The organism is Altererythrobacter lutimaris, assembly GCF_013371495.1.
GTDB classification, from domain to species: domain Bacteria; phylum Pseudomonadota; class Alphaproteobacteria; order Sphingomonadales; family Sphingomonadaceae; genus Erythrobacter; species Erythrobacter lutimaris_A.
Genome location: NZ_JABWTA010000001.1, coordinates 260,839 through 285,785 on the forward strand (window position 1 = coordinate 260,839; position 24,947 = coordinate 285,785).

The 24,947-nt window shown below is 57.7% G+C and carries 26 protein-coding genes; 12 read left to right on the plus strand and 14 right to left on the minus strand.

The window, feature by feature from the left end:
- Positions 1–9: 9 nt before the first annotated feature.
- The 8 genes from HUO12_RS01240 to tsaD form a co-directional block, all read right to left on the minus strand.
- Positions 10–1,185 (minus strand): acyl-CoA dehydrogenase, encoded by a 1,176-nt coding sequence (locus tag HUO12_RS01240; protein WP_176274233.1) that lies wholly within the window; start codon positions 1,183–1,185, stop codon positions 10–12.
- A gap of 145 nt (positions 1,186–1,330) precedes the next feature.
- Complete coding sequence (locus HUO12_RS01245) at positions 1,331–1,687, minus strand: response regulator (RefSeq protein WP_176271880.1); 357 nt, start codon at positions 1,685–1,687, stop codon at positions 1,331–1,333.
- An 88-nt stretch (positions 1,688–1,775) separates the two neighbouring features.
- Complete coding sequence (locus tag HUO12_RS01250; RefSeq protein ID WP_176271881.1) at positions 1,776–2,342, minus strand: hypothetical protein; 567 nt, start codon at positions 2,340–2,342, stop codon at positions 1,776–1,778.
- A gap of 14 nt (positions 2,343–2,356) precedes the next feature.
- Complete coding sequence (locus tag HUO12_RS14580; RefSeq protein ID WP_269748028.1) at positions 2,357–2,485, minus strand: hypothetical protein; 129 nt, start codon at positions 2,483–2,485, stop codon at positions 2,357–2,359.
- A 1-nt stretch (position 2,486) separates the two neighbouring features.
- Positions 2,487–3,179: an OmpA family protein gene (locus HUO12_RS01255; RefSeq protein ID WP_332310356.1), complete on the minus strand. Its 693-nt coding sequence runs from the start codon at positions 3,177–3,179 to the stop codon at positions 2,487–2,489.
- 90 nt (positions 3,180–3,269) lie between these two features.
- Positions 3,270–4,757, minus strand: a complete 1,488-nt coding sequence (locus tag HUO12_RS01260) for a lipopolysaccharide biosynthesis protein (RefSeq protein ID WP_176274234.1) — start codon at positions 4,755–4,757, stop codon at positions 3,270–3,272.
- 50 nt (positions 4,758–4,807) lie between these two features.
- Positions 4,808–5,797 carry an NAD(P)H-dependent glycerol-3-phosphate dehydrogenase gene (locus HUO12_RS01265; RefSeq protein ID WP_176271883.1) on the minus strand — a complete coding sequence of 330 codons (990 nt, stop codon included), beginning with the start codon at positions 5,795–5,797 and terminating at the stop codon, positions 4,808–4,810.
- Positions 5,794–6,828, minus strand: a complete 1,035-nt coding sequence (tsaD, locus tag HUO12_RS01270; protein WP_176271884.1) for a tRNA (adenosine(37)-N6)-threonylcarbamoyltransferase complex transferase subunit TsaD — start codon at positions 6,826–6,828, stop codon at positions 5,794–5,796. Before tsaD ends, HUO12_RS01265 begins: the two co-directional genes overlap by 4 nt.
- A 44-nt stretch (positions 6,829–6,872) precedes the next feature.
- Between tsaD and hemC the strand changes: the two genes are divergently transcribed.
- The 3 genes from hemC to HUO12_RS01285 are packed head-to-tail and all read left to right on the plus strand — an operon-like array spanning position 6,873 to position 9,469.
- Positions 6,873–7,814 carry a hydroxymethylbilane synthase gene (hemC, locus tag HUO12_RS01275; protein ID WP_176271885.1) on the plus strand — a complete coding sequence of 314 codons (942 nt, stop codon included), beginning with the start codon at positions 6,873–6,875 and terminating at the stop codon, positions 7,812–7,814.
- Entirely contained in the window at positions 7,811–8,500 is a 690-nt protein-coding gene (locus HUO12_RS01280) for a uroporphyrinogen-III synthase (RefSeq protein WP_176271886.1), read from the plus strand. Before hemC ends, HUO12_RS01280 begins: the two co-directional genes overlap by 4 nt.
- Positions 8,501–8,554: 54 nt before the next feature.
- Entirely contained in the window at positions 8,555–9,469 is a 915-nt protein-coding gene (locus HUO12_RS01285; protein WP_176271887.1) for a hypothetical protein, read from the plus strand.
- On the opposite strand, the gene HUO12_RS01290 is transcribed toward HUO12_RS01285, so the two are convergent.
- Positions 9,466–10,680 carry a UbiH/UbiF/VisC/COQ6 family ubiquinone biosynthesis hydroxylase gene (locus HUO12_RS01290; protein ID WP_332310357.1) on the minus strand — a complete coding sequence of 405 codons (1,215 nt, stop codon included), beginning with the start codon at positions 10,678–10,680 and terminating at the stop codon, positions 9,466–9,468. The two genes, HUO12_RS01285 and HUO12_RS01290, sit on opposite strands and share 4 nt — an antisense overlap.
- Positions 10,681–10,742: 62 nt before the next feature.
- Between HUO12_RS01290 and HUO12_RS01295 the strand changes: the two genes are divergently transcribed.
- Entirely contained in the window at positions 10,743–12,827 is a 2,085-nt protein-coding gene (locus tag HUO12_RS01295; protein ID WP_332310358.1) for a protein-disulfide reductase DsbD family protein, read from the plus strand.
- Here HUO12_RS01295 and HUO12_RS01300 read toward each other — a convergent pair.
- The 4 genes from HUO12_RS01300 to uvrB form a co-directional block, all read right to left on the minus strand.
- Positions 12,796–13,380 (minus strand): hypothetical protein, encoded by a 585-nt coding sequence (locus HUO12_RS01300; RefSeq protein WP_176271890.1) that lies wholly within the window; start codon positions 13,378–13,380, stop codon positions 12,796–12,798. The genes HUO12_RS01295 and HUO12_RS01300 overlap by 32 nt on opposite strands.
- Complete coding sequence (locus HUO12_RS01305; protein WP_176271891.1) at positions 13,373–13,831, minus strand: MarR family winged helix-turn-helix transcriptional regulator; 459 nt, start codon at positions 13,829–13,831, stop codon at positions 13,373–13,375. The genes HUO12_RS01300 and HUO12_RS01305 overlap by 8 nt, the downstream gene beginning before the upstream one ends.
- Before the next feature lie 67 nt (positions 13,832–13,898).
- The gene (locus HUO12_RS01310; protein ID WP_176271892.1) at positions 13,899–14,612 is read right to left on the minus strand and encodes a hypothetical protein; all 714 of its coding nucleotides are present in this window, start codon (positions 14,610–14,612) and stop codon (positions 13,899–13,901) included.
- Between the two features lie 121 nt (positions 14,613–14,733).
- The gene (gene uvrB, locus HUO12_RS01315; protein WP_176271893.1) at positions 14,734–16,917 is read right to left on the minus strand and encodes an excinuclease ABC subunit UvrB; all 2,184 of its coding nucleotides are present in this window, start codon (positions 16,915–16,917) and stop codon (positions 14,734–14,736) included.
- A 101-nt stretch (positions 16,918–17,018) separates the two neighbouring features.
- Here uvrB and HUO12_RS01320 point away from each other — a divergent pair, with 101 nt between their 5' ends.
- The 7 genes from HUO12_RS01320 to HUO12_RS01350 all read left to right on the plus strand — a co-directional run bounded on the left by HUO12_RS01320 (position 17,019) and on the right by HUO12_RS01350 (position 23,156).
- Positions 17,019–17,555, plus strand: coding sequence for a DUF3617 domain-containing protein (locus tag HUO12_RS01320; protein ID WP_176271894.1), 537 nt, complete (start codon positions 17,019–17,021; stop codon positions 17,553–17,555).
- 17 nt (positions 17,556–17,572) lie between these two features.
- Complete coding sequence (locus HUO12_RS01325) at positions 17,573–18,295, plus strand: alpha/beta hydrolase (RefSeq protein WP_232367270.1); 723 nt, start codon at positions 17,573–17,575, stop codon at positions 18,293–18,295.
- A gap of 89 nt (positions 18,296–18,384) precedes the next feature.
- Complete coding sequence (locus HUO12_RS01330) at positions 18,385–19,824, plus strand: circularly permuted type 2 ATP-grasp protein (protein ID WP_176271896.1); 1,440 nt, start codon at positions 18,385–18,387, stop codon at positions 19,822–19,824.
- A gap of 13 nt (positions 19,825–19,837) precedes the next feature.
- Positions 19,838–20,782, plus strand: coding sequence for an alpha-E domain-containing protein (locus HUO12_RS01335; RefSeq protein WP_176271897.1), 945 nt, complete (start codon positions 19,838–19,840; stop codon positions 20,780–20,782).
- Positions 20,783–20,795: 13 nt separating this feature from the next.
- Positions 20,796–21,611 carry a transglutaminase family protein gene (locus HUO12_RS01340; RefSeq protein WP_176271898.1) on the plus strand — a complete coding sequence of 272 codons (816 nt, stop codon included), beginning with the start codon at positions 20,796–20,798 and terminating at the stop codon, positions 21,609–21,611.
- A 3-nt stretch (positions 21,612–21,614) separates the two neighbouring features.
- A complete protein-coding gene (locus HUO12_RS01345; RefSeq protein ID WP_176271899.1) occupies positions 21,615–22,358 on the plus strand; it encodes a proteasome-type protease in 744 nt (247 codons plus the stop codon).
- Positions 22,359–22,535: 177 nt separating this feature from the next.
- Positions 22,536–23,156 carry a response regulator transcription factor gene (locus tag HUO12_RS01350; protein ID WP_176271900.1) on the plus strand — a complete coding sequence of 207 codons (621 nt, stop codon included), beginning with the start codon at positions 22,536–22,538 and terminating at the stop codon, positions 23,154–23,156.
- Between the two features lie 63 nt (positions 23,157–23,219).
- Here the strand turns inward: HUO12_RS01350 and HUO12_RS01355 are convergent, their stop codons facing one another.
- A complete protein-coding gene (locus tag HUO12_RS01355) occupies positions 23,220–23,597 on the minus strand; it encodes a VOC family protein (RefSeq protein WP_176271901.1) in 378 nt (125 codons plus the stop codon).
- 137 nt (positions 23,598–23,734) lie between these two features.
- Here HUO12_RS01355 and HUO12_RS01360 point away from each other — a divergent pair, with 137 nt between their 5' ends.
- The gene (locus tag HUO12_RS01360; protein WP_176271902.1) at positions 23,735–24,514 is read left to right on the plus strand and encodes an SDR family NAD(P)-dependent oxidoreductase; all 780 of its coding nucleotides are present in this window, start codon (positions 23,735–23,737) and stop codon (positions 24,512–24,514) included.
- Positions 24,515–24,947: the final 433 nt, after the last annotated feature.

A 24,947-nucleotide genomic window follows, 5' to 3' on the forward strand; every position in this document is an offset into this window, starting at 1 on the left:
GACCCTTTCCTAAAACGCTGCGAGACCTGTAATGCCGCGACCAAGGATCAGCGCGTGCACGTCATGAGTGCCTTCATAGGTGTTGACCGTCTCAAGGTTCACCATGTGACGGATCACTTGGTATTCCTCGGAAATGCCATTGCCGCCATGCATGTCGCGCGCGGCCCGTGCGATATCGAGTGCTTTGCCGACATTGTTGCGTTTGACGACGCTAATCATGTCGGGCGCGAAACGGCCTTCATCCATCAGCCGGCCAACGCGCAAGCTACCTTGCAAGCCGAGCGCGATATCGGTGAGCATGTCAGCGAGCTTCTTCTGGAACAGCTGCGTTGCGGCGAGCGGACGTCCGAACTGCTTGCGGTCCAAACCATATTGGCGCGCTGCGTGCATGCAAAATTCCGCAGCGCCCATCGCGCCCCAGCTGATGCCATAACGGGCGCGGTTGAGGCATCCGAAAGGCCCTTTGAGGCCTTGGACATCGGGCAGCAGAGCGTCCGGGCCGACCCTTACATCGTCCATGACGATCATACCAGTCGTTGATGCACGAAGCGAAATCTTTCCTTCGATCTTAGGCGCGGAAAGGCCTTTCATGCCTTTTTCCAGCACGAAGCCGCGAATACCGCCGCCATGTTCCTCGCTTTTCGCCCAAACGACAAACACATCCGCGAAAGGCGCGTTGGAAATCCATGTCTTCGAGCCATTGAGGACGTAGCCATCACCGTCCTTCTTCGCGACCGTCTTCATTCCGCCGGGGTCCGAACCCGCGTCAGGTTCAGTGAGGCCAAAGCAGCCAATCAGCTCGCCAGAAGCGAGCCCGGGCAGATACTTCTTGCGCTGCTCCTCTGAGCCATAGGCATGGATCGGATACATCACCAAGCTCGACTGCACAGACGCCATGGAGCGATATCCGCTGTCCACTCGCTCGATCTCGCGCGCGATCAGACCGTAGGCGACATAGCTAGCGCCCGCTCCGCCATATTCTTCGGGGATCGTTGCGCCAAGCAATCCGGCCTGACCAAACAGCGGGAACAGCTCTGGCGCGTCAACTTCGTCGCGGAAGGCGTCGATCACACGCGGTTGCAGTTCGCTTTGCGCAAAGCCGCGCGCTGCGTCCCGGATCATGCGCTCATCTTCAGTGAGCTGCGTTTCGAGATCGAAGGGGTCTTCCCAATTAAACGGGACCATGTTGGCCACTGGTTGCTCCTGAAACTGGTTTTCCGTCCCTTTCGCAGGTGCACAGGCACGCTGCAAGAGCGTTCAGGAGATAATGTGAAGCGCTGCTGGCTTGCCGCCAGCGTATTGTGCTGCGGCGCTGCTTCCGACCGAGGGCTTAGCCTGCAAGCGCTGCATTCACAGCCTCGAGCACTTCGGCAGGTGGGCAAGGTTTGGCGAGTGAATGGGCGTCAGGAAATCGGTTCTCGACTTCGTCGGTCGAGTAATTGCCGGTATGGAATATGATCGGGATATCTTCCTCGGCGAGCTTTTGAGCTAGCGGGTAAACAACGCCGTCGTCCAGCTTTACATCGAGGATCGCCAAGTCGGGCTTTTCTTTCTGAAAGGCAAGCATTGCCGAAGAGATGTCTCTGTGAGGCCCTTCAACAATAAAGCCAGCCTCTTCAACTGTATCGATCAGGTCGCACGCGACGATTGCTTCATCTTCTGCGACCAGAATTCGCGGCTGCACCATCCTCAAAACCCTCTGCATGTGTTGTGTTATACAACACAAACGTCGGTTCCGTCCAAGTTGTTCCCAGAAAAACTGATCCAGATCAAATCTATTGCGTGTTTCCGAATTGGTTCGCGAAGCCGATTTCGTCCCCTGCTGCGAGCATTTTCGCTTGATCGACCCAGGAATCGCGACGGATCCGACCTTGAAAACGGCCCAATCCAGCATCGATCCGGTCCACATCGGCATCGGACCATTCTGCTATTTGAGCGAACGTTGTTATGCCTTGTTCTTGCAACATGGCTGACAGTTTCGGGCCCAATCCTTTGATCCGGGTGAGATCGTCTGCGCCAGAGCCGGACGAAGCCGACGACGGAGTTGGCGGCTTTGACGGGACGACTGCCGCGCCAGTCTCGGCATCTGCAGTCGCACTTGCATGAGTGACCTTTTGCGAATTGGCCGCTTCAGACAGTGTGCTGGCTGCCGGTGGTGCTTTGATCAGCGCGTCGTTGCGTGCGGCTGGCGCGGCACCTTCATCGAGGACATCCTTCTTCGAGTCTTCATGGCGTTTAATTGACGTCTTGCGATTGGCCGCAAAGGCAAACCAAGCAATCGCCAGTCCGACAAGAAATGCAATGAGCAGGTAAGGCCAATAAGTGGCTAGAAGTTCAGGCATCAATTCCTCTTTGGTCAATCATCTTTCTGGAGACGCGCGCGGCGCGGCAAGCGGATGGGTGCGGCTGACAAAAGCCACCCGATTACAAGGCCAAGGCCATATGCGGCAAGGCACAGAACCATGACTTCGGCCCATACTGCCATTTTATCGAGGCCCCGGCGTATCGATGGGGGTCGGTTCGAACGGTACTGTTGCAACGACTTCAAAATCGATCCGCCGATTAGCCGGATCAGTCGGCAGTAATCCTTCTACCGGCTCGCTTGAACCAAGGCCTTCGACCCTAAGGCCTTCAGACGGGATGCCTCGCGCAATCAGGGCGCGCTCGACGGCGCGTGCGCGGGCTTTCGAAAGAGCAATGTTTACCTCTTCATCACCCGATGAATCGGTGTGACCAGTGATCGAAATGATGCTTCCAAGGCATGGACGAAGAGCCGCGGCGACTTCATCGATCAACGTTCCGTTTGCAGGCGACAGCGAGCTTGAGGTTTCTTCAAAGCGCAGCGTCCGGGCGGCCAGCAACGCTTCTACATCATCCTGACAATGGAGCGGTGACAAAGGCTGCTCGGTTGACCGTGCCAACATCGAGCCATCCGCCCAGCGCACTCCTCCCACTCCCGGAAGGCTTGCAACCGCCTTTGCGACTGCGTCGCGCGTCGCTTCGCTATGTTGCTCGCCGCCCGATAACAAAGGATGGCGAGTTGGATTGCCGAACCGGTCAGCGAATTCTGCGCTGATCCCGACGCCACCATTTTCTGCAATCGCGGCTGCAGTCTTTGCCGAGAGTGCATCAAGAAACGCATCGTCGCTGCGCGCAGCACCTGCGATGCCAACGCTCACGCTGGCTAGTGCACCTGCAATAATAAGGATGGACGGGCGGATCCGCATATGCGCTGCTTAGCGCCCAAACTGCCACGCAGGAAGGCCTATCTAGGGGTGATCTGCCGAGTTTGCGTCATTATCTCCGCCGCCGATATTCTTGCGGAACAACACCCGGTCTTCCGGGCCAAAGCCCTTGTGCCAGATGACATAGCCATAAGTCAGAAGGATGGCTGGAATGCCGAAGATCAGCTCGGCCCACTCCGGGAGGAGCGTTGCAAGGTAGCCAACTACCACCGCCGGCGCCGTCGCATAGACGAGAGCCCAGCGCCAATTGCCAACAGGCGCTTTGAGGATACGGCTCAGTAGGAACGCCTTCACGATACTCGCAGCCCCGAGCGCCAGCATGAGAGCCATTGCGGCTGCTGCCGCTTTGAAGGGTTCGCCAAAGTCCAAATGATTGACGAGCATGATCAGCCCGACTGTCAGGCCTGCTTGCAGGACTATGGTTCCTATGGAGATCGCAAGATTGCGTTTGCGCGCAGTGTAGACCAGCGCACTTTCCGCAACGACGGCGGTGGCAGCGACAACCTCTGCCATCAGCAGGAACGCCAATGCACCTGTGCCGCCGACCAGATCAGGCCCACCGAGCCCCATCACCGCTTCTCCGGGAATGGCGAGGGCAAGCGCTATTCCGGCCTGAACCGCGATGATCCAGAAACCAACCTGGCGGACTTGGGCAGCGATTGCGGCGAGATTGCCGAGCTTCAAATTTTTCGTGATGACAGGCCCGAGGATCGGCTCGAAGCTCGTCTTCAGTTTTTGCGGCAAGCTCGCGATCTGCTGGGCGAAGTAATAGATACCCACTGCCTCGGAGGCTGCAAAAAAGCCAAGGATGAAAATGTCGAGACGGCGCGTGCCCCATTCGACCGCATCAGCGACCAGCAGAGGGAAGGCCCGAGTGGTGATCTTGCCCATGCGGAACGGGTGCGGGCGCCATTGCTTCGGAAGTCCGTAGGTGCGCAGGAACGGCCAAGCAGCAGCGAGAAGCCCTGCAAAGATCGAACAGATATAGGCCAGTGCGAGCCCGGAATCGCGCGTCTCGGGGATGTAGAAGAACACGCCTGCCATGATGGAGATTGTCCAAGGCTCGACTATGGCGCGCGCTCGTACCGTGGTTGCAATGTCATAGCGATAGGCTTGAGCGGCTAGCAGGATCTCCGTCATCGCATATCCCGGGATCGCAATGATCAGCCAGATGTCATTGGCCCCATTCATGCCGTTGGGAAACATCGGCGCAGGGAATAACCACAAAAGCAATCCTGCAAGGCTGGAGAAGATCAGCGCCAACAGCAGCCCGTCATAGACGAGGTTGGTTTGGCTGCCTTCGCCGTCCGTTAGACGCTGCGCAAGGCCGCGCTTCTCGCCAAGCGAGCACATCAAGGCCAGCAATTCGATGACGACTAGCGCTGAAGCAAAACGCCCCATTTCTTCAACGCCATAAAGGCGGGCTGCGATGAAGAGAAAAGGTATGCGCGCAAGCAACCGCAGCAAAAATCCCATGACATTGGTGCGCCCACCTTTGGCGAGCGCAGCCATGTCCTGATCGCTGGATTCCTCAGGCGGGGCTTGCGTCGATGCGGGATTGCTCAACCTTCGTCGCCTCGTTCAGCGCGAAGAGGTCGTGCCAGCAGCTCAGCCACAACCTGTCCTGCGCTCGCACCTTCAAGAATGGCATTGACCGCATCGACAATCGGCATGGCAATCCCGCGATCCTGCGCAAGCTGTTTGAGGACTGGCGCTGTATGCGCGCCTTCAGCCACTGTGCGGCGATCCGTCATGAGCGCTTCAGCTGATTGGCCTTCCCCCAGTGCTTTGCCGAGCGAGAAATTGCGGCTGGAAGTGGACGAGCAGGTCAGCACCAGATCACCCAGGCCGCAGAGGCCCGCGAGCGTTTCCGCTTCCGCGCCCATATTCTCGCCAAAGCGCAACATTTCAGCATAGCCGCGCGCAATCAGCGCTGCGCGCGCGTTCTGGCCAAGTTGCAAGCCATCGACAACGCCGCAAGCGATCGCGAGGACGTTCTTGATCGCGCCGCCTATCTCCGCCCCTGTGACATCGTCCGAGTAATAAGGTCGGAATGCAGGACGTGCGATTTGCGATGCGAGCCGGTCCCATTGCGGGCGTCTCCCACCGCAAGCAAGTGTTACTGCGGTTGGGAGGCCAGCTGCCACTTCATGCGCGAAGGTCGGGCCCGAAAGCACAGCGATGTCAGCACCGGGACAAGCATCGCGAGCAACATCATTCATCAGTCGCCCGCTGCCTGCTTCAATACCTTTGCTACAAAGCACCAAGTCACGCGGAGGTTTGCTGAGCTGGCCGATAATGCTGCCAAGATGCTGTGCGGGGGTAACGACCAGCACAGTTTCGACACCGGCCATATCCTTAATGTCGCCGGTCGCATGAATGCTTGGAGCAAGCGATGCGGAAGGCAGATAAATGCTGTTTGTGTGAACGGAATTAATCTCGTCGACCAATTCGCTTTCCAGTGCCCAAAGCAGCACTTCAGTCCCATCGCTCGCCAGCATTTGCGCAAGCGCTGTGCCCCAGGCACCCGCTCCCAGAACGCCAATGGTCATGCTTTCACTCCTGCGCCGCGCGCGGGCTCAGCCTCGGGATCGAGCGGCCAACGCGGTCTAGCGACAAAGTCGAGTGGATCGTTCTGCCCAAGTGCCAAGCGTTCACAGCCTGCCCATGCGATCATCGCGGCATTGTCGGTGCACAGTTTCAGCGGGGGTGCAGAGAAGGTCATTCCGTGCCTGTCCGCAAATCCTTCAAGCGCGCCGCGAATGGTCTGGTTGGCCGCAACGCCGCCAGCAACCACCAAAGCTGGGACGGGTTCGCTGTTTGCAAGTGCGCCGCTCAACCGATCAAGCAGGCATTCGATCGCCGCTTGCTGGAAGCTCGCTGCAATGTCGGCATCCTCATGCTCGCCGCTTTCTTTGGCGCGCAAGACCGCGCTTTTGAGGCCTGCAAAGGAGAAATGCGGTTCGCTTGATCCTTTGAGGGGGCGGGGGAGCGGCACAGCTGAAGGATCGCCTTCTTTTGCCAATCGTTCCACGGCAGGGCCGCCGGGATAGCCGAGGCCAAGGATTTTGGCAGTCTTGTCGAACGCTTCGCCCAGCGCATCATCAATCGTCGTCGCGAGCCGCCGATATTGCCCGACACCGTCAACCCGCAGGATTTGGCAATGCCCGCCGGAAACAAGCAGCAGCATGTAAGGGAAGTCGAGATCAGGATCAGCGAGGCGAGGGCTTAACGCATGGCCTTCCAAGTGGTTAATTGCCATCAGCGGGGTGTCCGACGCCATGGCGAGCGCCTTTGCGCTGACTAGCCCAACCATCACGCCGCCGATGAGGCCCGGTCCTGCGGTTGCGGCAATCGCATCGCAATCGGCAAGCGTGACGCCTGCCTCATCCATCACCGCTTCGAGCATCGGCGCGAGCCGCTCTGCATGCGCGCGCGCTGCAATCTCCGGCACAACGCCGCCATAGGGCGCGTGCTCTTCCACCTGCGATGCAATTCGCTCAGCAAGAATACGCCGGTCTGTATCGACCAGCGCCACTGCCGTTTCATCGCAGCTTGATTCGATCCCCAGCACAAGCGCCATTGCGCTTTCCCTTAGCTGTTCAGCGGGCTAGGGCAAATACAGCAATGACTGAAAACTCTGCATCCGCACCGCTCCTTCGCCTTGGGACCCGGGAATCTCCGCTGGCCATGGCGCAAGCGATTGAAACGCGCGAGCGGCTCTGTGCGGCGCATGGCTGGGAGCTCTCGCAAGTCGAGCTTGTCACTGTGAAGGCGAGCGGAGACAAAATTCTCGACCGGCCTCTGGCGGATATCGGCGGAAAGGCACTTTGGACCAAAGAGCTCGATCAATGGCTCGGGGAAGGCCATGTTGATGCCTGTGTTCACTCGATGAAAGATGTTGAGACGCTGCGTCCCGAAGTCTTCATGATTGGCGCAATCCTGCCGCGTGCTGACCGCCGCGACGTGCTAGTGGGCGCGGAGAGTATCGCAGACATTGCGCAAGGCGCCCGCGTAGGTACAAGCGCGCCGCGACGTGCAGCGCAATTGCTGAACCATCGGCCAGATTGCGAAGTCGTCGGCATCAGAGGCAATGTCGCGACACGGCTCGCCAAACTCGAAGCGGGCGAAGCGGATGTGACGTTCCTCGCTGCGGCTGGTCTTGAGCGGTTGGGGCAAAGCGATGTCGGTGTAGCGCTTGATGAAGACACATGGATTCCTGCAGCTGCGCAAGGAGCCATCGGCATTGAATGCCGCGCAGAAGACACGCGAGTGCGCGAGCTGCTCTCAGCTATCGATGATACGCCGAGCCATGCAGAAGTTTTGGCAGACAGGGCCCTGCTTGAGGCGTTGGGCGGGAATTGTCACAGCTCTGTCGCTGTAGACAGCCGTTTCGATGATGCCCGCATCCACATGCGCGCCGTTGTCTTCAGTCCTGATGGGCAGGAACGGGTCGAAGGCAAGGTTGAGTTTGCAGCTGGAGTTGCCGCGGGTCCGCAAAGTCTGGCGTGCGATCTTCTTGGTCGCTCCAGCTATAACATCCGGAAGCATTTCGGTCAGCCCGCATGAGCCAAGTGCCGGTCATTGCGATCCGGCCTGAACCGGGTCTCAGCGCAACTGTCAAATCCGGGCGCGCGATTGGTCTTCGCATCTCGGGCTATCCCTTGTTCGAGATCCAGCCGGTAGGCTGGGATGCGCCCGACCCGAATGCATTCGATGCGTTGCTTGTCGGAAGTGCCAATGTGTTTCGCCACGGCGGATATCACCTTGCTGGATTGCGCTCCCTTCCTGTGCTCGCAGTAGGTAAGACAACAGCCACTGCGGCAAAGGAAGCAGGCTTTTCTGTGCAAGCGATAGGTTCTGGCGGCCTCCAATGGTTGATTGATGCGCATGGGAGTGAGCCTGCGCATTGGCTGCGCTTGGCAGGGGAAGAGCATGTCCCGCTCCAACTGCCGGACAATCTGAAGCTTACAACGCGTATCGTCTATCGGGTCGAGGCAACTGAAATTCCTGCGGAAATGGCGGCAAGGCTGGAGAGCGATTGCATTATCCTGCTGCACTCTGCAGCGGCAGCTCGACACCTTGTCGAGCAGTGCAACGCCCATGACATCGATCGCGCTAATGTAGCGCTTGCGGCGTTGGGACCACGGATAATCGAAGACCTAGGCGAAGGCTGGATGCGGGTGGAATGCGCTGAAAGCCCCAATGAAGACGCATTACTGGCCTTGGCGAAGAACATGTGCGAGACTATCTGAAACGCGCGCTTTCGCTATTGCGCACAGAAAAACAGGTTGCGGACACACACGATAATGGAACCCAAATACGGCACTCGCCGCAAGACAGGATCGACGACAGCGATCGTAGGCACAGCGCTGGGCTCATTTGTCCTTGGCGCTGCTATTGTGGGCTATTTCCTGTGGGATAGCAGCGAGACCGAGCCGGTTGAAACCGAAGTCGCGACGATTGAACAAGCTGCGATCGAGGACGTCGCTGCTGTCGAAACGGAAACGCCGGAACCGTCACCTACAGCAACGGCCAGCGAAGCGGCTGAAGCTGCAGAGGCCGTCGAACGCGTTGCCGAGCAGCAGGGCGGGATTGACCAGCGGTTGGCGGCAGCCGAGCAGCGTCTTGCTCGGCTCGACCTTCAGGCACAGGCTGCTGCAGGAAATGCAGCGCGCGCTGAAGGCTTGCTGATTGCCTTCGCAGCACGGCGGGCGCTGGAGCGTGGTGAAGAACTTGGCTTCCTTGCTGACCAGCTCCGGCTGCGCTTTGGCGACAATTGGCCCAATGCGGTTCGCACAGTCATCTCTTTTTCGCGCGACCCGATTACGCTCGACCGATTGCTCTTCCGTCTGGAAGGTCTGGGGCCGGAAATCAGCGAAGCGGAATCGATAAGTTCCTGGGCAGATATCCAGCGCGAGCTGGGCCAGCTGTTCATCATCCGGCGCGAAGACACGCCTTCTCCTCAGCCCGAGCGACGCTTGGAACGTGCGCGTTTGTTCCTTGAAAGCGGAAGGACCGATGCGGCAATCGCGGAGGTCGAAGCCATGCCTGGAGCTGAACAGGCGGCGACCTGGATTGCCGATGCGAAGCGTTTTCGCGACGCCATGGATGCGCTTGACAGGCTTGAAACAGCGGCTGTGCTTGAGCCGCGTCGTTTGCGTGATGGCGCTGGCAACCGGGTCGAGCAACCGAGCCCGGTGGAAGCGGTCGGCGACAGCTAAGCGCGGAGCAATTCCGGAAGGTCACCGGACACGCCGCGCGCTTCATCCATGAAAAACTTCTTGAGGATCGGCGCACGCTGAACGCCGGCCATTCCGATCCGGCGCACCGTGGATGCAGCGGCTCCCGGCACTCCAAAAAGGCGCGTCAGGCCATCGGTGGCCAGCGCGACCATGAAACTATCAAGTCCGCGCCATTCTTCATAACGCTTCAAGAGCTGCGCATCGCCTGGCTCCAGACCGATTAGCCGCCCCTCGTCAAGCACTTCAACAAGCGCGCCGACATCGCGCAGACCAAGGTTCAGCCCTTGCCCCGCGATCGGGTGAATGCCGTGCGCGGCATCGCCGATCAGCGCAAGTCTCTCGCCAGTGATCTTGGCAGTGTGGTGGAAACCTAGCGGATAGGAACTGCGCGGGCCAACAGAGAATAGCTCGCCAAATACGCCATCCATTCGCTTGTCCGTCTCAGCAAGGAAAGCGCGCTCGGACAGTTTCAGAACGCCTGCTGCATCGTTCTCGTCGACAGTCCAGACCAACGCGCTGCGATGCGTGCCGTCCGCATCGTCCAGCATCGGGAGCAATGCAAACGGACCGGCTGGATAGAAGATTTCCCAAGCGACATTGTCGTGGGGGCGCTCATGGGTGATCCCCGCAATGATTGCGCGGTGGCTGTAATCCCATTTCGCGATGGAGATGCCCGCTTCCTCGCGTGTCGGGGAGCCGCGCCCTTCGGCAGCGATCATCAAATAGCCTTCAAGCGTGCGGTCATCGGCAAGCGTCACCGATACGCCGTGCTCGCTGCGATTGCGCGCGACGACTTCCGCACGCGAATGCCATTGGATAAGCGGCTCTTTCTCAGCGGCTTCAAACAGTGCCAGGCGCAAGCGGCGATTGGCAAACATCCGGCCCAGTGAGCCTTCATGTGGCTCAGGCTGGAAATCGATCCGCCCCGGCTTGTTCTGATCGGTCACAGCAATTGACGAGATCGGACAAGCGAAGTCTTCAAGCGAGTCAGCGATCCCGATATTCTTGAACAGGTTCCAGCTCGCAGTCGAAATAGCAGACGCGCGCCCATCAAATCCTTCAGCGGTCAGTTCAGCCGGATCCGCGCGGTCAACAACATGGCTGGAGAAGCCTTTACGGGCTGCAGCGAGCGCTAGCGTCATGCCGACCAAGCCGCCACCAATGATGAGAAGATCTGTCTTTTCTGTCACGCCGACTGTCACCATTTGCCACTTCGTTGCGAAAGGAGAAGCATAGCCCTAGAGGGATGAGCGTGATTCAAGCAAGATTGTTCCACCGGTTTGCGGCTCAAATCGCAGTTTTCTGTGCCATAGCGCTCACCTTGGTTGCGCTTGACAGCACGGCACGTGCGCAAGAGACAACTGAGGCCTTTGTCCAGGCCAACAATCTGCAGGGAGAGTTGGTCGCTGAAGCTTCGCCACAGCCGGGTGAAGAGCTGATGGTTGCGCTCCATTTTCGGCCTGTTGCGCCCGAATGGCATGGCTATTGGTCGAACCCCGGTGATGCGGGGCTGGGCATGCAGTTGGAATGGAGCTTGCCCGATGGATGGGAAGCGGGCGAGCAGCTTTATCCAGTCCCGCAACGTTTGGTCATCGCCGGATTGATGAACCACATTTACGAAGGCGATTATGCGGTTCTCGTGCCTATCAGTGTGCCTGATGATTATGTTGTCGGCTCACCGGTAGAGCTTGCGCTTAAAGCGCAATGGCTTGCCTGCACGGATCAGATCTGCGTGCCGGAGCAAGGCGAATTCGCGCTCTCGCTGTCAGATGAACGCGATGCAAGCGATGCTCGTTTCGCGACTTGGCGCGCCGCGCTTGCTCCGATGCTTGACAGCGTGGGTGCATTCGAGGTCACCGACAAGTCATTGCGCCTTTCCATCCCTGTCCCATCGGCAGTCGAGCTTGCCGATCCGCATGTGTTTATCGGCAACGATCGGCTGGTTTCCTATGCCGATCCGCAAAGGTTCTACCGCAAGGATAATGCGCTCATTGTCGAAATTCCGCTGCGCAAAGGTGAGCGCGATGTGCCGGATCAAGTGAACGGCATTGTTGCTTTCAGCGAAGGCACAGGCGTGCGTTTTGCAGCGGGTTCGGGAGAGGTTGGAAGCGGAGGAGAGCTCGTCCGCATGGCGTTCGATACGCCGCCGCTCTGGACCTTGATACTGGGAGCACTTGCAGGAGGCCTGATCCTCAATATCATGCCTTGCGTCTTCCCGATCCTTGCGATCAAAGCACTGAGCTTGGCAAAAGCTGGGACGAGCGAAGCACAAGCCCGGCGCGATGGCCTCGCGTATACTGCAGGTGTAGTCTTGGCTTGCGTCGCGCTGGGTGCGCTGATGTTGGCGCTACGCGCCGCAGGCGAGCAAGTGGGCTGGGCTTTCCAGCTTCAGTCTCCGGGGGTTGTCGTCGGACTCTTGGTGCTCGCAACCATCATCACACTCAACTTTGCTGGCAGTTTCGAGCTTCCATCTGTCTCTTTCACACGCAGCGGCCAGCCAGCCAGCGCGTTTGGCACGGGATTGCTTGCTGCATTTGCTGCGACGCCTTGTACCGGGCCATTTATGGCTGCCGCTTTGGGTGCGGCCTTATTGCTGCCGCCGCTACCGGCGCTGTTGTTGTTTGCAATGTTGGGTCTGGGACTGGCTTTGCCTTTCTTGCTGCTCGGCTGGGTTCCGGCGCTTCGCAATAAGCTGCCAAAGCCTGGTGCGTGGATGGAGACATTCCGCAAAGCGATGGCGATCCCGATGGGTCTCACAGCGCTCGCGCTTATCTGGCTGACATCGCGTCTTGGCGGACAAGGCTTCGCGATTGTGGCGCTGGTGGTCGTCTTTGGGATCGTCGCAGCTCTGCTCGTTGTCGGCCGATTGCAGCGCGCGGGCAAGATGGCATGGCCGGCGTTTGGACTGATCGCAGCGCCGTTCCTGATTTTCGGCGCATTTGCCTTGCCTTCGGCGCTCGAAACGCGCGCGGATCGCGCGCCGCAGTCCATCCTTGCTGCCGAGGCATTTTCAGCTGATGTACTGGCCGAAGCGCGAGCCTCTGGGCAGCCTGTATTCGTCTGGTTCACGGCCGACTGGTGCCTCACGTGCAAAGTGAACGAAGGCGTTGCGATCGAGCGCGAAGCGACCAAAGCCGCTTTTGAAGAGGCAGGCGTGGTCGCAATCGTAGGGGATTGGACACTGCGCGATGAAGAGATCACGCAGTTCCTGACTGAACAAGGCGCTGCGGGTGTGCCGCTCTATCTTTGGTATGAGCCTCGCGACGATGCGGAGCAATTGCCGCAAGTCCTGACGCCGGACATGCTTATTGAGCGGGCGGAGCGGGATCGGCCTTAGCCGGCTCTGACTGCGCGCGGCAGGTGTCGACCAGTTCGCCCGGTAGCGGGCTGGGATTAAGTCGTACCATGCCAGCGCCAGGAATAGTCGCCGTCACAGCGCGAGCACCGCTAAATGCTTCCATGCGCTGATCTTCCGGATCTGCCACGCCTTCCCAGCGAAGTCCTGTGTCGGCTTCGACCAGATCGACGGGTATGCGTGCGACATGTCCATTGCCGATCAGTGCGAGGAATGCCTGTGCGCCTTCATCAGCGGGTGCGAAGCGGGTGAAGCGAAGCAAGGGTTCAGACTCGCTGACCTCGCATGCCACAGCAAAAAGAGGGGGCTCCCCGGGCTTACCGTAAATGAGTCGCAGCGGCGTCGCGCTTTGAGACCAGATAGCGCCTTCAATATCCGGCGATTCCAAGGGCGTTGCAGGCCCATCTGAGGTCGCCGAACGTTCCTGTCGCTCCGCAAAACCGTCAGTTGCAGGTGGTTTGCAGGCAGCGAGCGCGATGCAAGTCAAAACAGAGAAGAATCGCAAGGCTCGCAAGGCTTCGGTCATCTTAGTCATTCATGTCGTAAGGCAAGAGCGGGTTGAGATGATGCGCGATGGATTTCAAGCCGTTGATCCCACTTGTCCCCAAGGCTTCTTCTGCCCAGCTTTGGGCGTGTTGCCACGCGGCATGAGCCTCGACCATTGCCGCCTCACCTTGGGATGTGGTCGAGTAGCATCGCACACGCGCATCCTGTTCACTTGGTGATGCTTCTAGCCAGCCTTTTGCGACCATGCGTTCCAAGTTCCTGCTTAGCGTCGATTGATCCATTTTGAGGAAGGGCAACATCGCGCTCGCGCTAGGCGAACCCATCTTGCAGATCATGCTGAGAAGTGTGAGTTGCTGCGGCGTTACGCCCGTCTCAGCAAGCGCCTTGTCATAATGGGCGCCGATGATACGTGCGATCTGAAGTGTGCGACCAGCAACGCAATGCGCAAGAATGTCCTCTTCGATTGTCTCAGCGCTCATGCTTCACCCTGCCCGACCTGCGTTCGACAGCAGGTAGAGCAAAGCAAAGCGTGAGTAAAACGCGTCTCTACATGCCGTGAGCAGGTGTTCCATCGGACCAATGCGATGACAGAATGACGGTGGTCGCGAAAACAGAGCCGCCTTCAGTGACCATGGGCACACCTTCCATAGGGCTTCCTCTACCGAAGTCTTCCTGTGTGACATGCGGCTGATAGATCATCACATGCGGATGGAAGCGGCCACCATCCGGCGTGAGAACCTGATCAGGCGAATACATGTAAGACATGGCGCCGACTTGTGGTTGCTCGATTTCGCCTGTGGTCAGAGCGTAGCCGATGGCGAGGTCGACCTCGTCGGTTGTTGCCCCGTTCATGAAGTGCTTGGTGGCGATCCTGTGCATTTTCAGCATTGAGCCGGTGGCAGCTTTGTTGAAGCATTGCGGCGCGCGGATCGTGGTATCAAACGCGTTGGCAGTCCAAGCACGTTTGCCGTCCTCGAATTGCGCAGGGCCTGACCAGCTTCGCCCTGTAAAGCAGGTCCAGCCATTGGTCCCCTGAACTGCCGCGCGGAAGGATCCATCAGCTTGCAAAACAAGCACGTTCGCCTCTGCAGAGATCGAAGCCGGTGCGGCTGAACGACTGAGCGCAATCTCTTCGCTTTCGTCCATCAGATAGGCTTGCGGGTCGGCAACGCCGAGCTTGTCTTGCGCAGTCGCAGAGACCGCTGCCAAGGCGGCAAGTACCCCAAGTACATACATAGAGCGCGATATTGAACAAACCATCAGAAGACCTCCTTCTCGATCTAACATGTATATACATGTAAATCAAAAGTGGACTAGAAGGTAAGGACCGTTTGTCGAGCGAAGTGGTTGTTTGGTCGAAACTGAAAGATGAGCGATGCTGCTAGCGCATCTTCCGCTGCGTTTTGCCGTAGCGCATTTTGCGCGTTCCAGGACGTCCCTCAGTAGACTTGCCTTTGACCGGCGCGAACTTCTGTTCCTCAATGAGGCCGAGCTCGTCATTTTCCAGCCGCCGAATTTCATCGCGCAAGCGTCCGGCTTCCTCGAATTCCAGATCAGCCGCTGCATCGCGCATCCGCTTCTCAAGATCCTCTATATAGGCTCGCAGATTGTGCCCGACGAGGTTGTTGACCTCGTCATCGCCCGTATCGACGGTGACGCTATCCTGATTGCTAGCATGCGCGACGATGTCGGCAATATCGCGTTTGATCGTCTGCGGGGTGATCCCGTGCTCTTCATTGTAGGCGCGCTGCTTCTCGCGGCGACGCTCGGTCTCCGCCATCGCGCGTTCCATGCTGCCGGTGATCCGGTCGGCATAGAGAATGACTTTGCCATCGACATTGCGTGCGGCGCGGCCGATCGTCTGGATGAGTGAAGTCTCGCTCCGCAGGAAGCCTTCCTTGTCCGCATCGAGAATGCACACGAGCCCACATTCAGGGATATCCAAACCTTCGCGCAGCAGGTTGATCCCGACGAGCACATCGTAGACGCCCAACCGGAGGTCGCGGATCAACTCGATCCGCTCTAGAGTCTCGACATCGCTATGCATGTAGCGAACGCGCACGCCCGCTTCGTGCATGAATTCGGTCAAATCTTCCGCCATGCGCTTGGTCAGTGTCGTAACAAGCGTGCGGTAGCCTTTCTTGGCGGTCGCTAGGCACTCCTGAATGCAATCCTGCACCTGATCTTCGACCGGGCGTATCTCCACCGGTGGATCGATCAGGCCAGTCGGGCGAATGACTTGCTCGGCAAACACACCGCCGGTCTGCTCCAGCTCCCATCCACCAGGAGTCGCGGAGACACACACTGTTTGTGGACGCATTGCGTCCCATTCGTTGAAGCGAAGAGGGCGGTTGTCGATGCATGAGGGCAGCCGGAAGCCGTATTCCGCCAGCGTGATCTTGCGGCGGTGGTCGCCCTTGGACATCGCGCCGATCTGCGGCACCGTCTGGTGGCTTTCATCGACGAACAGCAGCGCGTTCTCAGGCAAGTATTCGAACAGGGTTGGCGGCGGCTCGCCCGGTAAGCGTCCGGTAAGGAAGCGGCTGTAATTCTCGATCCCTGCGCAAGAGCCGGTCGCTGCGATCATCTCCAGGTCGAAATTGGTGCGCTGTTCAAGGCGCTGATGCTCCAGCAGCTTTCCTTCGGCCTCCAGCTCTTTCAGCCGCTCTGCAAGCTCGAATTTGATCGCTTCGCTCGCCTGCTTCATCGTCGGTCCTGGCGTCACATAGTGCGAGTTCGCATAGACCCGAACCCTGTCGAGCGACGCGCCTTTCTTGCCGGTCAGCGGGTCGAATTCGCTAATCTCCTCGATCTCGTCGCCGAAGAAGCTGATCCGCCACGCCATATCTTCATAGTGGCTAGGGAATATCTCCAGATTGTCGCCGCGCACTCGGAAGCATCCGCGCGCAAACGCCGCATCATTGCGCTTATATTGCAGCGCGACGAGCTTGCGGATCAATTCGCGCTGATCGACCGTGTCATCTTTCTTGATGTCGAAGATCATCGCCGAATAGGTCTCGACCGAGCCGATCCCGTAAAGGCAGGAAACCGACGCGACGATAATCACATCATCGCGCTCAAGTAGCGCGCGGGTGGCAGAGTGGCGCATCCGGTCGATCGCCTCGTTTACGCTCGACTCTTTCTCGATATAGGTGTCGGAGCGCGGGACGTAGGCTTCAGGCTGATAGTAGTCGTAATAGGATACGAAATACTCGACCGCATTGTTGGGAAAGAAGCTTTTGAACTCGCCATACAGCTGGGCTGCGAGGATCTTGTTAGGCGCCAGCACCAGGGCAGGGCGCTGCATTTCCTCGATCACTTTCGCCATGGTGAAGGTCTTGCCTGAACCGGTGACACCCAGCAGGGTCTGCGTCTGATCGCCTGCTTCAGCGGCGGCTACAAGCTCTGCAATCGCAGTGGGTTGATCGCCGGCGGGCTGATAGTCGCTCACCAGTTCGAACCGCTTCCCGCCGTCCGATTTTTCCGGTCGCGCAGGCTTGTGCGGCACAAACTTGCCTGTTGTGTCGGGTTCTTCCAGCCCTCTGCGGATTATCAGCTCAGCCATTGGCGGAACATATGGGGGACATCGGTAGGATTCGCAACGCCGGATTGCGCTTCTTCCCAAGCGTGTTAGGCTTGGCGCTCAATCACAGTTGGAGCCACCCGATGCACACTCGTTATCTTCCCCTCGCCGCGCTTTCTCTTGGTCTTGCTGCTTGCGGTAGCGATACGCCTGACAGTTCGGATGGAGAAACGATAAGCATGGAGGAGGTCGCGGACCGCGCGGAGAGCTCGGCCATTAAGCCGGAACCGGGCAAGTACAGCCTGACGATGGAAGTGCTGGAAATCGACATCCCGGGCGCTCCACCCGAGGCGGCGGAAATGATGCGCGGAATGATGAGCCAGCAATCGCAGGATTATTGCCTTACGCAAGAAGACGTCGATCAGGGCTTTGAACAAATGGCGCGGCAGGGTCAGGACGAAAACTGCACGTTCGAACGGTTTGATATCAGCGGCGGGGAAATCGATGCGAAGATGTCCTGTGATATTCCGGGCCAAGGTACCATGACGATGACGATGGACGGTTCCGCGACTGCCACAAGCTCGGTCATGGACATGACCATGCAAGGCAACATGACCGGAATGGGCGAGTCCACAATCAGGATGAAAGCATCTCACGAACGGATCGGGGATTGCGGCTGAGGAGCAAGCGAATAGGGTTGCGCGAACGGCTGAAGCTGGCGGCAGAGCGGATTGACGGGCCAAGCGCGGCTCGCCCATCTGCGCAGCGCATGCTGCGCGAAGCGAGTTATCCGCTCTCACCTCTTACGCGGCGCATCCGGCGTGCACCAAAAGTCACGCAAACCAACAATCCGAAGAATGTGCTTCTGTTGCCCGGCTTCCTCGCGGGGCCGCAGAATATGGCGTATCTCGGCGAGCAGCTGAGGCTAGCAGGGCATGAAGTCACGCATTGGTCGCTTGGCTTCAACACGGGTCCAACGCCGGCAAAACTGGAGTGCCTTGAAAAGGAGCTGCGCACGCTTTTCGAAGCTAAAGGCCAAGAGGTCACATTGATCGGATGGAGCCTTGGAGGACTGTTCGCACGCGAACTGGCGAAACGTCATTCACAAGCGTCAGCAAAAGTAATCACTCTAGGCTCTCCATTCTCTGGCGATCCGAGAGCCAATAATGCTTGGCGGCTATATCAACTGGTTGCCGGGCACCGGGTTGATGAGCCTCCTGTCGAGAGTGCATTGAGCGAGAAGCCACCTGTTGAAACAGTCGCTTTCTGGAGCCCACGCGACGGCGTGGTTGCACCGCGTAGCGCTCGCGGCAAGCCGGGTGAGCGCGACCGGGTGGTAACCGCTCGTTGCACGCATATGGGGTTTTCCTATTCTCCCGATGCGATTGAAGCGATTTTACAGGAACTCGAACGCAGCTGATGCCTTGAGAAAGGACAGGGGATCACTAAACCTGCAAAGAGCGAGGGCTTGCAGCATAAGCTGCATAGATCGACAGCAAACGGGGACGAATGAGCGGCTCAGTCAGCCACTTCGATGAAATGTTCGATGCTGATGGCGGCGTGCGACCCGCTTATCGGGATTATTGTGCATGGTTTGATGACCAGGACCCGAAATGGCTCGCGCGTAAGGATGCAGAAGCGGACGATAGCTTTCGCCGCACTGGCATCACATTCAACGTTTATGGCGAAGACGAAGCTGAAGAACGGCTGATCCCGTTCGACATGGTTCCTCGTATCATAAGTGCTGGCGAATGGCGACGGCTGACCAAGGGGATTGAACAACGAGTCAGTGCGCTGAACGCGTTCCTCTATGATCTCTATCATCGCCAAGAGATTATCCGGGCTGGACGCTTGCCTGAAAGGCTGTTGCGCAACAACGATGCTTGGCTTCCGAACATGGTTGGCTTCACGCCGCCCGGCGGCATCTACACGCATATTGTCGGGATCGATCTCGTGCGCACGGGACCGAACGATTTCTTTGTGCTGGAAGACAATGCGCGCACGCCATCGGGTGTCTCCTACATGCTAGAGAACCGTGAAACGATGATGGCAATGTTCCCCGAACTGTTTCAGCGGGTCGGGGTTGAATCGGTATCCAACTATCCGCGCAAGCTGGCACGATCGCTCGCCGCATGCGCGCCGCCAGCTTTTGATGGCGGTAAGGGCAAGAAGCCGACCGTCGCAGTGCTTACGCCAGGCATCTACAACTCGGCCTATTATGAGCATGCATTCTTGGCGGACCAGATGGGTGCAGAGCTTGTCGAAGGCAGCGATTTGCGCGTAGTCGATGGCAGAGTGCAGATGCGCACGACGCGCGGATATCAACCGATCGATGTGCTCTATCGGCGTGTCGATGATGATTTTCTCGATCCGCTGACATTCAATGCAGACAGCATGTTGGGTGTGCCCGGCATCATGGATGTCTATCGCTCGGGCGGGATCACGATAGCGAATGCTCCGGGCACGGGCGTTTCGGACGACAAGGCAATCTATTCCTTCATGCCGGAGATCGTCGAATTCTATACTGGCGAGAAGCCGCTTTTACCTAACGTCGAGACATGGCGCTGTGCTGATCCGGAAAGCCTCAAATACGTACTCGACAATCTCGCTGAGCTGGTGATCAAGGAAGTCCACGGATCCGGCGGCTATGGCATGCTGATTGGGCCGACTGCAACAAAGAAAGAGATCGCCGCATTTCGCAAAAAGCTGGAGGCGCGGCCGGAGAATTACATCGCACAGCCCACCCTGTCGCTGTCAACATCGCCGATCTTCACGAAGAAAGGCCTCACGCCGCGCCATCTCGACCTTAGGCCATTCGTCCTCGTTTCGCCGGACGGCGTTGAGATCACGCCTGGAGGATTAACGCGTGTCGCGCTCAAGAAAGGCTCGCTTGTGGTCAATTCCTCGCAAGGGGGCGGGACGAAAGACACGTGGGTGCTGAAGGAATGAGCGGAGCGCGATCATGCTAGGTCGGACAGCCAACGGCCTCTTCTGGATGTTCCGCTATCTTGAGAGGGCGGAAAATATGGCGCGCCTGCTGGATGCGGGCCTGCGCATTGCGCTTACGCGTGATCTGGAAACCGCGGAATCTGAGTGGCGCTCGGTCATTACAACCTCGGGAAAACGCGCTGCTTATGAAGCGGCAAATGATGGCTATTCAGGTGTGCAAGCCTGGAATTTCCTGCTGCGTGACAAAGAGAACCCTGCGAGCGTCCGAGAAATGCTCGGCCTCGTCCGGACCAATGCCCGCGCTGCGCGCAATGCGATCTCCGGTGAAGTCTGGGAAGCGATCAATGTTGGCTGGATGGAGATCGATGGGAAGCTAGCAAGGCCGGTCCCAGCGAGTCAGATTAGCGAGGTCGTACGCAAGATCCGCCGTGTAGGCACGTTGGTTCATGGGGCTGTCAACAACACGATGCTGCGAAATGCAGGGTTCCATTTTGCGCGCGCGGGGACGTTCATTGAACGCGGTGATAGCACTGCGCGTATCCTCGACATGAAATACTATCTGTTGCTGCCTTCACTCAATTATGTCGGCAGTAGTCTGGATAGCGGTCAATGGGAGCAAGTGCTGCGTTCGGTTGCTGGCGACCGTGCTTTCCTGTGGTTGCATGCAGGCCAAATTGATGCCGCACGGATCGTTGACTTTCTTGTTCTCGACGAAAGCTTCCCGCGGAGCCTTGCCTTTTGCCATGGCGCATTGCGGCAGCATCTCGCGGCCCTTGCGCGAATTCACGGGAGTGAAGGGGAGTGCAATGTTCTGATGCGTGAAGCTGACACAGCCCTCGCTGAACTGACGACAGAGAAGATATTCGAGCAAGGTCTGCACGAATATCTAACGGACTTCATGAGACGCAATGCGGCTATCGGCACTGCAATCGCTGATGACTACAGGTTTCTATCGTGAGGATGATTGACTGATGCGCCTCTCGATCCGCCATACGACACGCTATCAATTTGCACAGCCGGTGGCGCACGCACTCCAACGTCTGCGCTTGACGCCCAAAGCGACGCAGGGGCAGGAAATTCTCGACTGGTCAATGGAATTCGAGAATGCCGAAGTTGAGCTTGAATATGACGACCAGCATTTCAATCACACGACGCTCGTTGCTGTAGAACCAGGGGCAAGTAACGTCGTTGTCACGTGTCAGGGCAAGATAGACACGCAAGACAATGCCGGGGTGATTGGGATCCATTCCGGGCACTTGCCCTTGTGGAGCTTCCTCAGTCAGACGAAACTTACAAAACCCGGGCCCAGTATGCGCGACTTGATGCGAGATCTGCCTGCTGTAGCGGACGCGCCACTCGATTTTCTGCACGCACTTTCAGCGGCGATCAGGACCGATGTTTCATACGCTAAGGGGCAGACCAATGCGCGCACATCTGCTGAAGAAGCGGTCGAAGCGGGCACAGGTGTATGTCAGGATCATGCCCACATATTTATCGGCGCTGCTCGGGCCAACGACATCCCAGCGCGCTATGTGAGCGGGTATCTCATGATGAACGACCGCATTGACCAAGAGGCGACACATGCATGGGCTGAGGCGCATGTCGAGGGGCTCGGATGGGTTGGCTTCGACATCTCCAACGGAATTAGTCCCGATCCGCGTTACGTCAGGGTTGCAACCGGCTTCGATTATCGCGATGCGGCGCCATTGACGGGAATCAGCTATGGCGGTTCTGATGAATTGCTCTCTGTGGAAGTCGCAGTCGAGCAACAGCAAGTGGAACAATAGGCAATGACATATTGCGTGGGGATGGTGCTCGATCGCGGGCTTGTCTTGATGAGCGATACGCGCACCAATTCGGGTGTCGATAACATCTCGGTCTTCAGCAAGATGTTCCACTGGTCGGTTCCGGGCGAGCGGATTATCAGCGTCATGACCGCGGGCAATCTCGCGACGACACAAGCCGTTGTGAGTCAACTTGAAGAGCGCACCAAAGCACCCGATGAGCGCGACAATACGCTTCTTACCGCGCCCACGATGTTTCAGGTCGCAACGGAAATCGGCAAGCTTTTGCGGACAACGATCGCTGACTGTCAGGCGGCGAACGGGAATGGCGGGAAGGGCCGGTTCACTGCCTCCATGATCGTCGCGGGGCAAATTGCCGGCATGGAGCCGCGTTTGTTCATGGTCTATCCGGAAGGGAATTTCATTGAGGCTGGCTTGGACACGCCATTTTTCCAGATCGGCGAGACGAAGTATGGTCGGCCGATTATCCTGCGTGGTTATGACCGGAGCATGGCATTTGAAGATGCGGTCAAGCTACTGATGGTGAGCTTTGACTCTACCCTCAAGGCCAACCTCTCTGTGGGAATGCCGCTCGATCTGATGGTGATTGGCCGGGAAGATTTTGCGCCCACGCATCAACGTCGCATTCTCGCCGATGACCCGTACTTCAATGCTGTTTCTGACGGATGGGGCGACGCGCTCAAGCAAGCGTTTCACGCGCTCCCAAGCTATGATCTCAGTGGCGGGTAAACAGTCCATGGAGACTACTTAGGCAATTTCGCCTGCGGATTTTTGCTTAATTATCATCCGTTTCGGTTGTAAATTCGCGACGTTTTCTCATCGCAGGTTGGAGCGGTCTTTCAGATCGCTCCAAAGTGGCTTCAACACAGAATGAAGCTGATCAACAGCTGAGTCATAGCCTTGCGCATGACTGACAAACCCGTACTCCACTTCATCGACAGCAATACGCGCAACCGTGCCGAGCTGGCTCGTATTGGCTTCGACCTCGGCCACCATGCAGAGGTTTACGGCGATATTGCTGAGCTCGGCATTCACCCGCCGAGGGATGGGATAATCATTGCCCGTGATGTGCCGGAAGACGGGGGTATCAAGGCGTGCGTAGACCGGCTCAGCCAATTGGGTGTGTGGCTTCCCCTCATTGCAGTCGACTACGAACCTCAGGCTAATCGTATAGTTGAGGCCATCAAAGCGGGTGCGCTGGATTACCTTGCTCTGCCCTTGGATCCTTCCCGTGTGGAGCAATGCCTCAGTCGAATATCTAGCGAGGCGGCTGAGTTCAGCGAAGCGCGCAGACGTATGATCGAAGCGCGCCAACGCATATCGAATCTGTCGAACCGCGAACGCGAGGTGCTCGACTGGTTGGTCGAAGGCAGTTCGAACAAGATCATAGCGAGACAGTTGCAGATCAGCCCGAGAACAGTCGAGATCCACCGCGCCAATATGATGAACAAGCTAGGTGCCAGTCACGCTGCAGAGGCGGTACGATTGCGGATCGAAGCGCAGATGGATGGCAGCGCTACTGGCTAGCTCAAATATTTGACCCGAGTGACGAGCGATGACCGTTCTGAGCCATAGTCATAGGACGTCTTGTCAGCTCGGCAGTTCATCCGCAACCTGCTCCCAGAGTTCGATCTTCACACCGTTGGGATCAAGGATCCAGGCGAACTTTCCATAGCCTTCATCCACACTCTCGAGCACTTTGACGCGCTTCTTCTTCAATTGCTTCACGAACGCGTCCAAGTCATCGACGCGAAGATTGATCATGAAACCGCCAGTGCCGGGTTTGACATAGGTGTCGTCTGAGAAGTGGCTGATCAGCGAGTAGGGGTTCTGCTTTGGCTCCTCCGCCCAAGCGAGTTGAGGGCCATAGGTGCCGTCGATCCCCAAAGTATCGCGATACCAGGCTCGCGTCGCTTCGGGGTCTTCCACCACATAAAACACACCGCCCAGGCCCGTCACTTTTGCCATCACATCCTCCGTCCAACTATTCGCTTTATGCGCGATTTGTGCTGCTTCGCAAAATCGCTGGTGTTTAATCAAGATCGACGGGCACTCCCGCTGCTGGCATGCGTTGGCTTTGTAGAAATCAATGAAGGGACACTCTTATGACAGGCACGCAGCGTTTTTCCGGCAAGACCGTTATCGTCACAGGCTCCTCCATGGGTATTGGGGAAGCGATTGCGCGCCGCTTCCACGGGGAAGGCGCGAATGTCGTCATCAACTCGCGTAAGGTTGAGGATTGCGAGAAGGTTGCAGCCTCACTCGGCGGCGAACGCGTGCTTGTTGTTGCAGGTGATGTCTCCTCCTCAGCCTTTGCAACGGAGATGGTCGAAAAGACAGTCGCGGCTTTAGGCGGAATCGATGTGCTGGTGAACAATGCCGGGATTGGCCGAAGCGGACGCCTCTCTGCGGCCGACGATGACTTCATTGACCTGATCATCGATGTGAACCTTAAAGGCATTCTCTATCTGACGCGCGAGGCCTTTCCGCATCTCCTCAAATCCAAGGGCAATATCATCAACATCTCCAGCGTCTCAGGATTGGGCGGCGATTGGGGCCTTGGCGTTTACAACGCGTCCAAAGGCGGCGTCTGCAATCTGACGCGCGCAATGGCGCTAGAATTTGGAAGTCAGGGTGTGCGCGCGAACGCAATATGCCCATCCATGACGGAATCGGACATGACGAAGGGCGTTACCGACAATGAGCATGCTTTGAAGATGCTCGCCAATCGCATGCCCTTGGGCCGTGCGGCAGTGCCCGACGAGATCGCAGGACCCGTCCTGTTCCTGGCGAGCGACGATGCTGTATTCGTGAACGGAGTGAACTTGCCAGTCGATGGTGGGGTGACAGCCTCCAATGGCCAACCGAACTTCTTCGGTGGGTAGTTGCCTACTGCGTTTCTGGTCATCCAGCTGGCTTTCAACACTGAGAATTTCGTGATCCAGCGGAACATGCGACCCGCATTTGCGGGCGTTCGCCATACCTGGATGACGCGGGTCGTGCTGTGAAAAACGAATCGCATTCTGGACAGTATGGTTAAATCAGCGGTTACTTTTGGCGGTTTTCGTCAACTAATCAGGTTAGCTGACTGATGATGGATTAACCAATGGAGCGCCTCTGGACCGATGCGGGCCCTTCGAGAGTTCAAAAAAATTATTTTTTAACAGAGCCTTAGAGGATCATTTTGTCTGGCGAGAGAAAGGAATCGCAGACAATCGCTGCTTCCAAGCAATTTTTCATTAACCGCAGGAATTAGCATCGTTGAAACTGGTTTTAGCACGCATTTGGCAAGAGTTTGGTGGCATTTTCTAACGATTG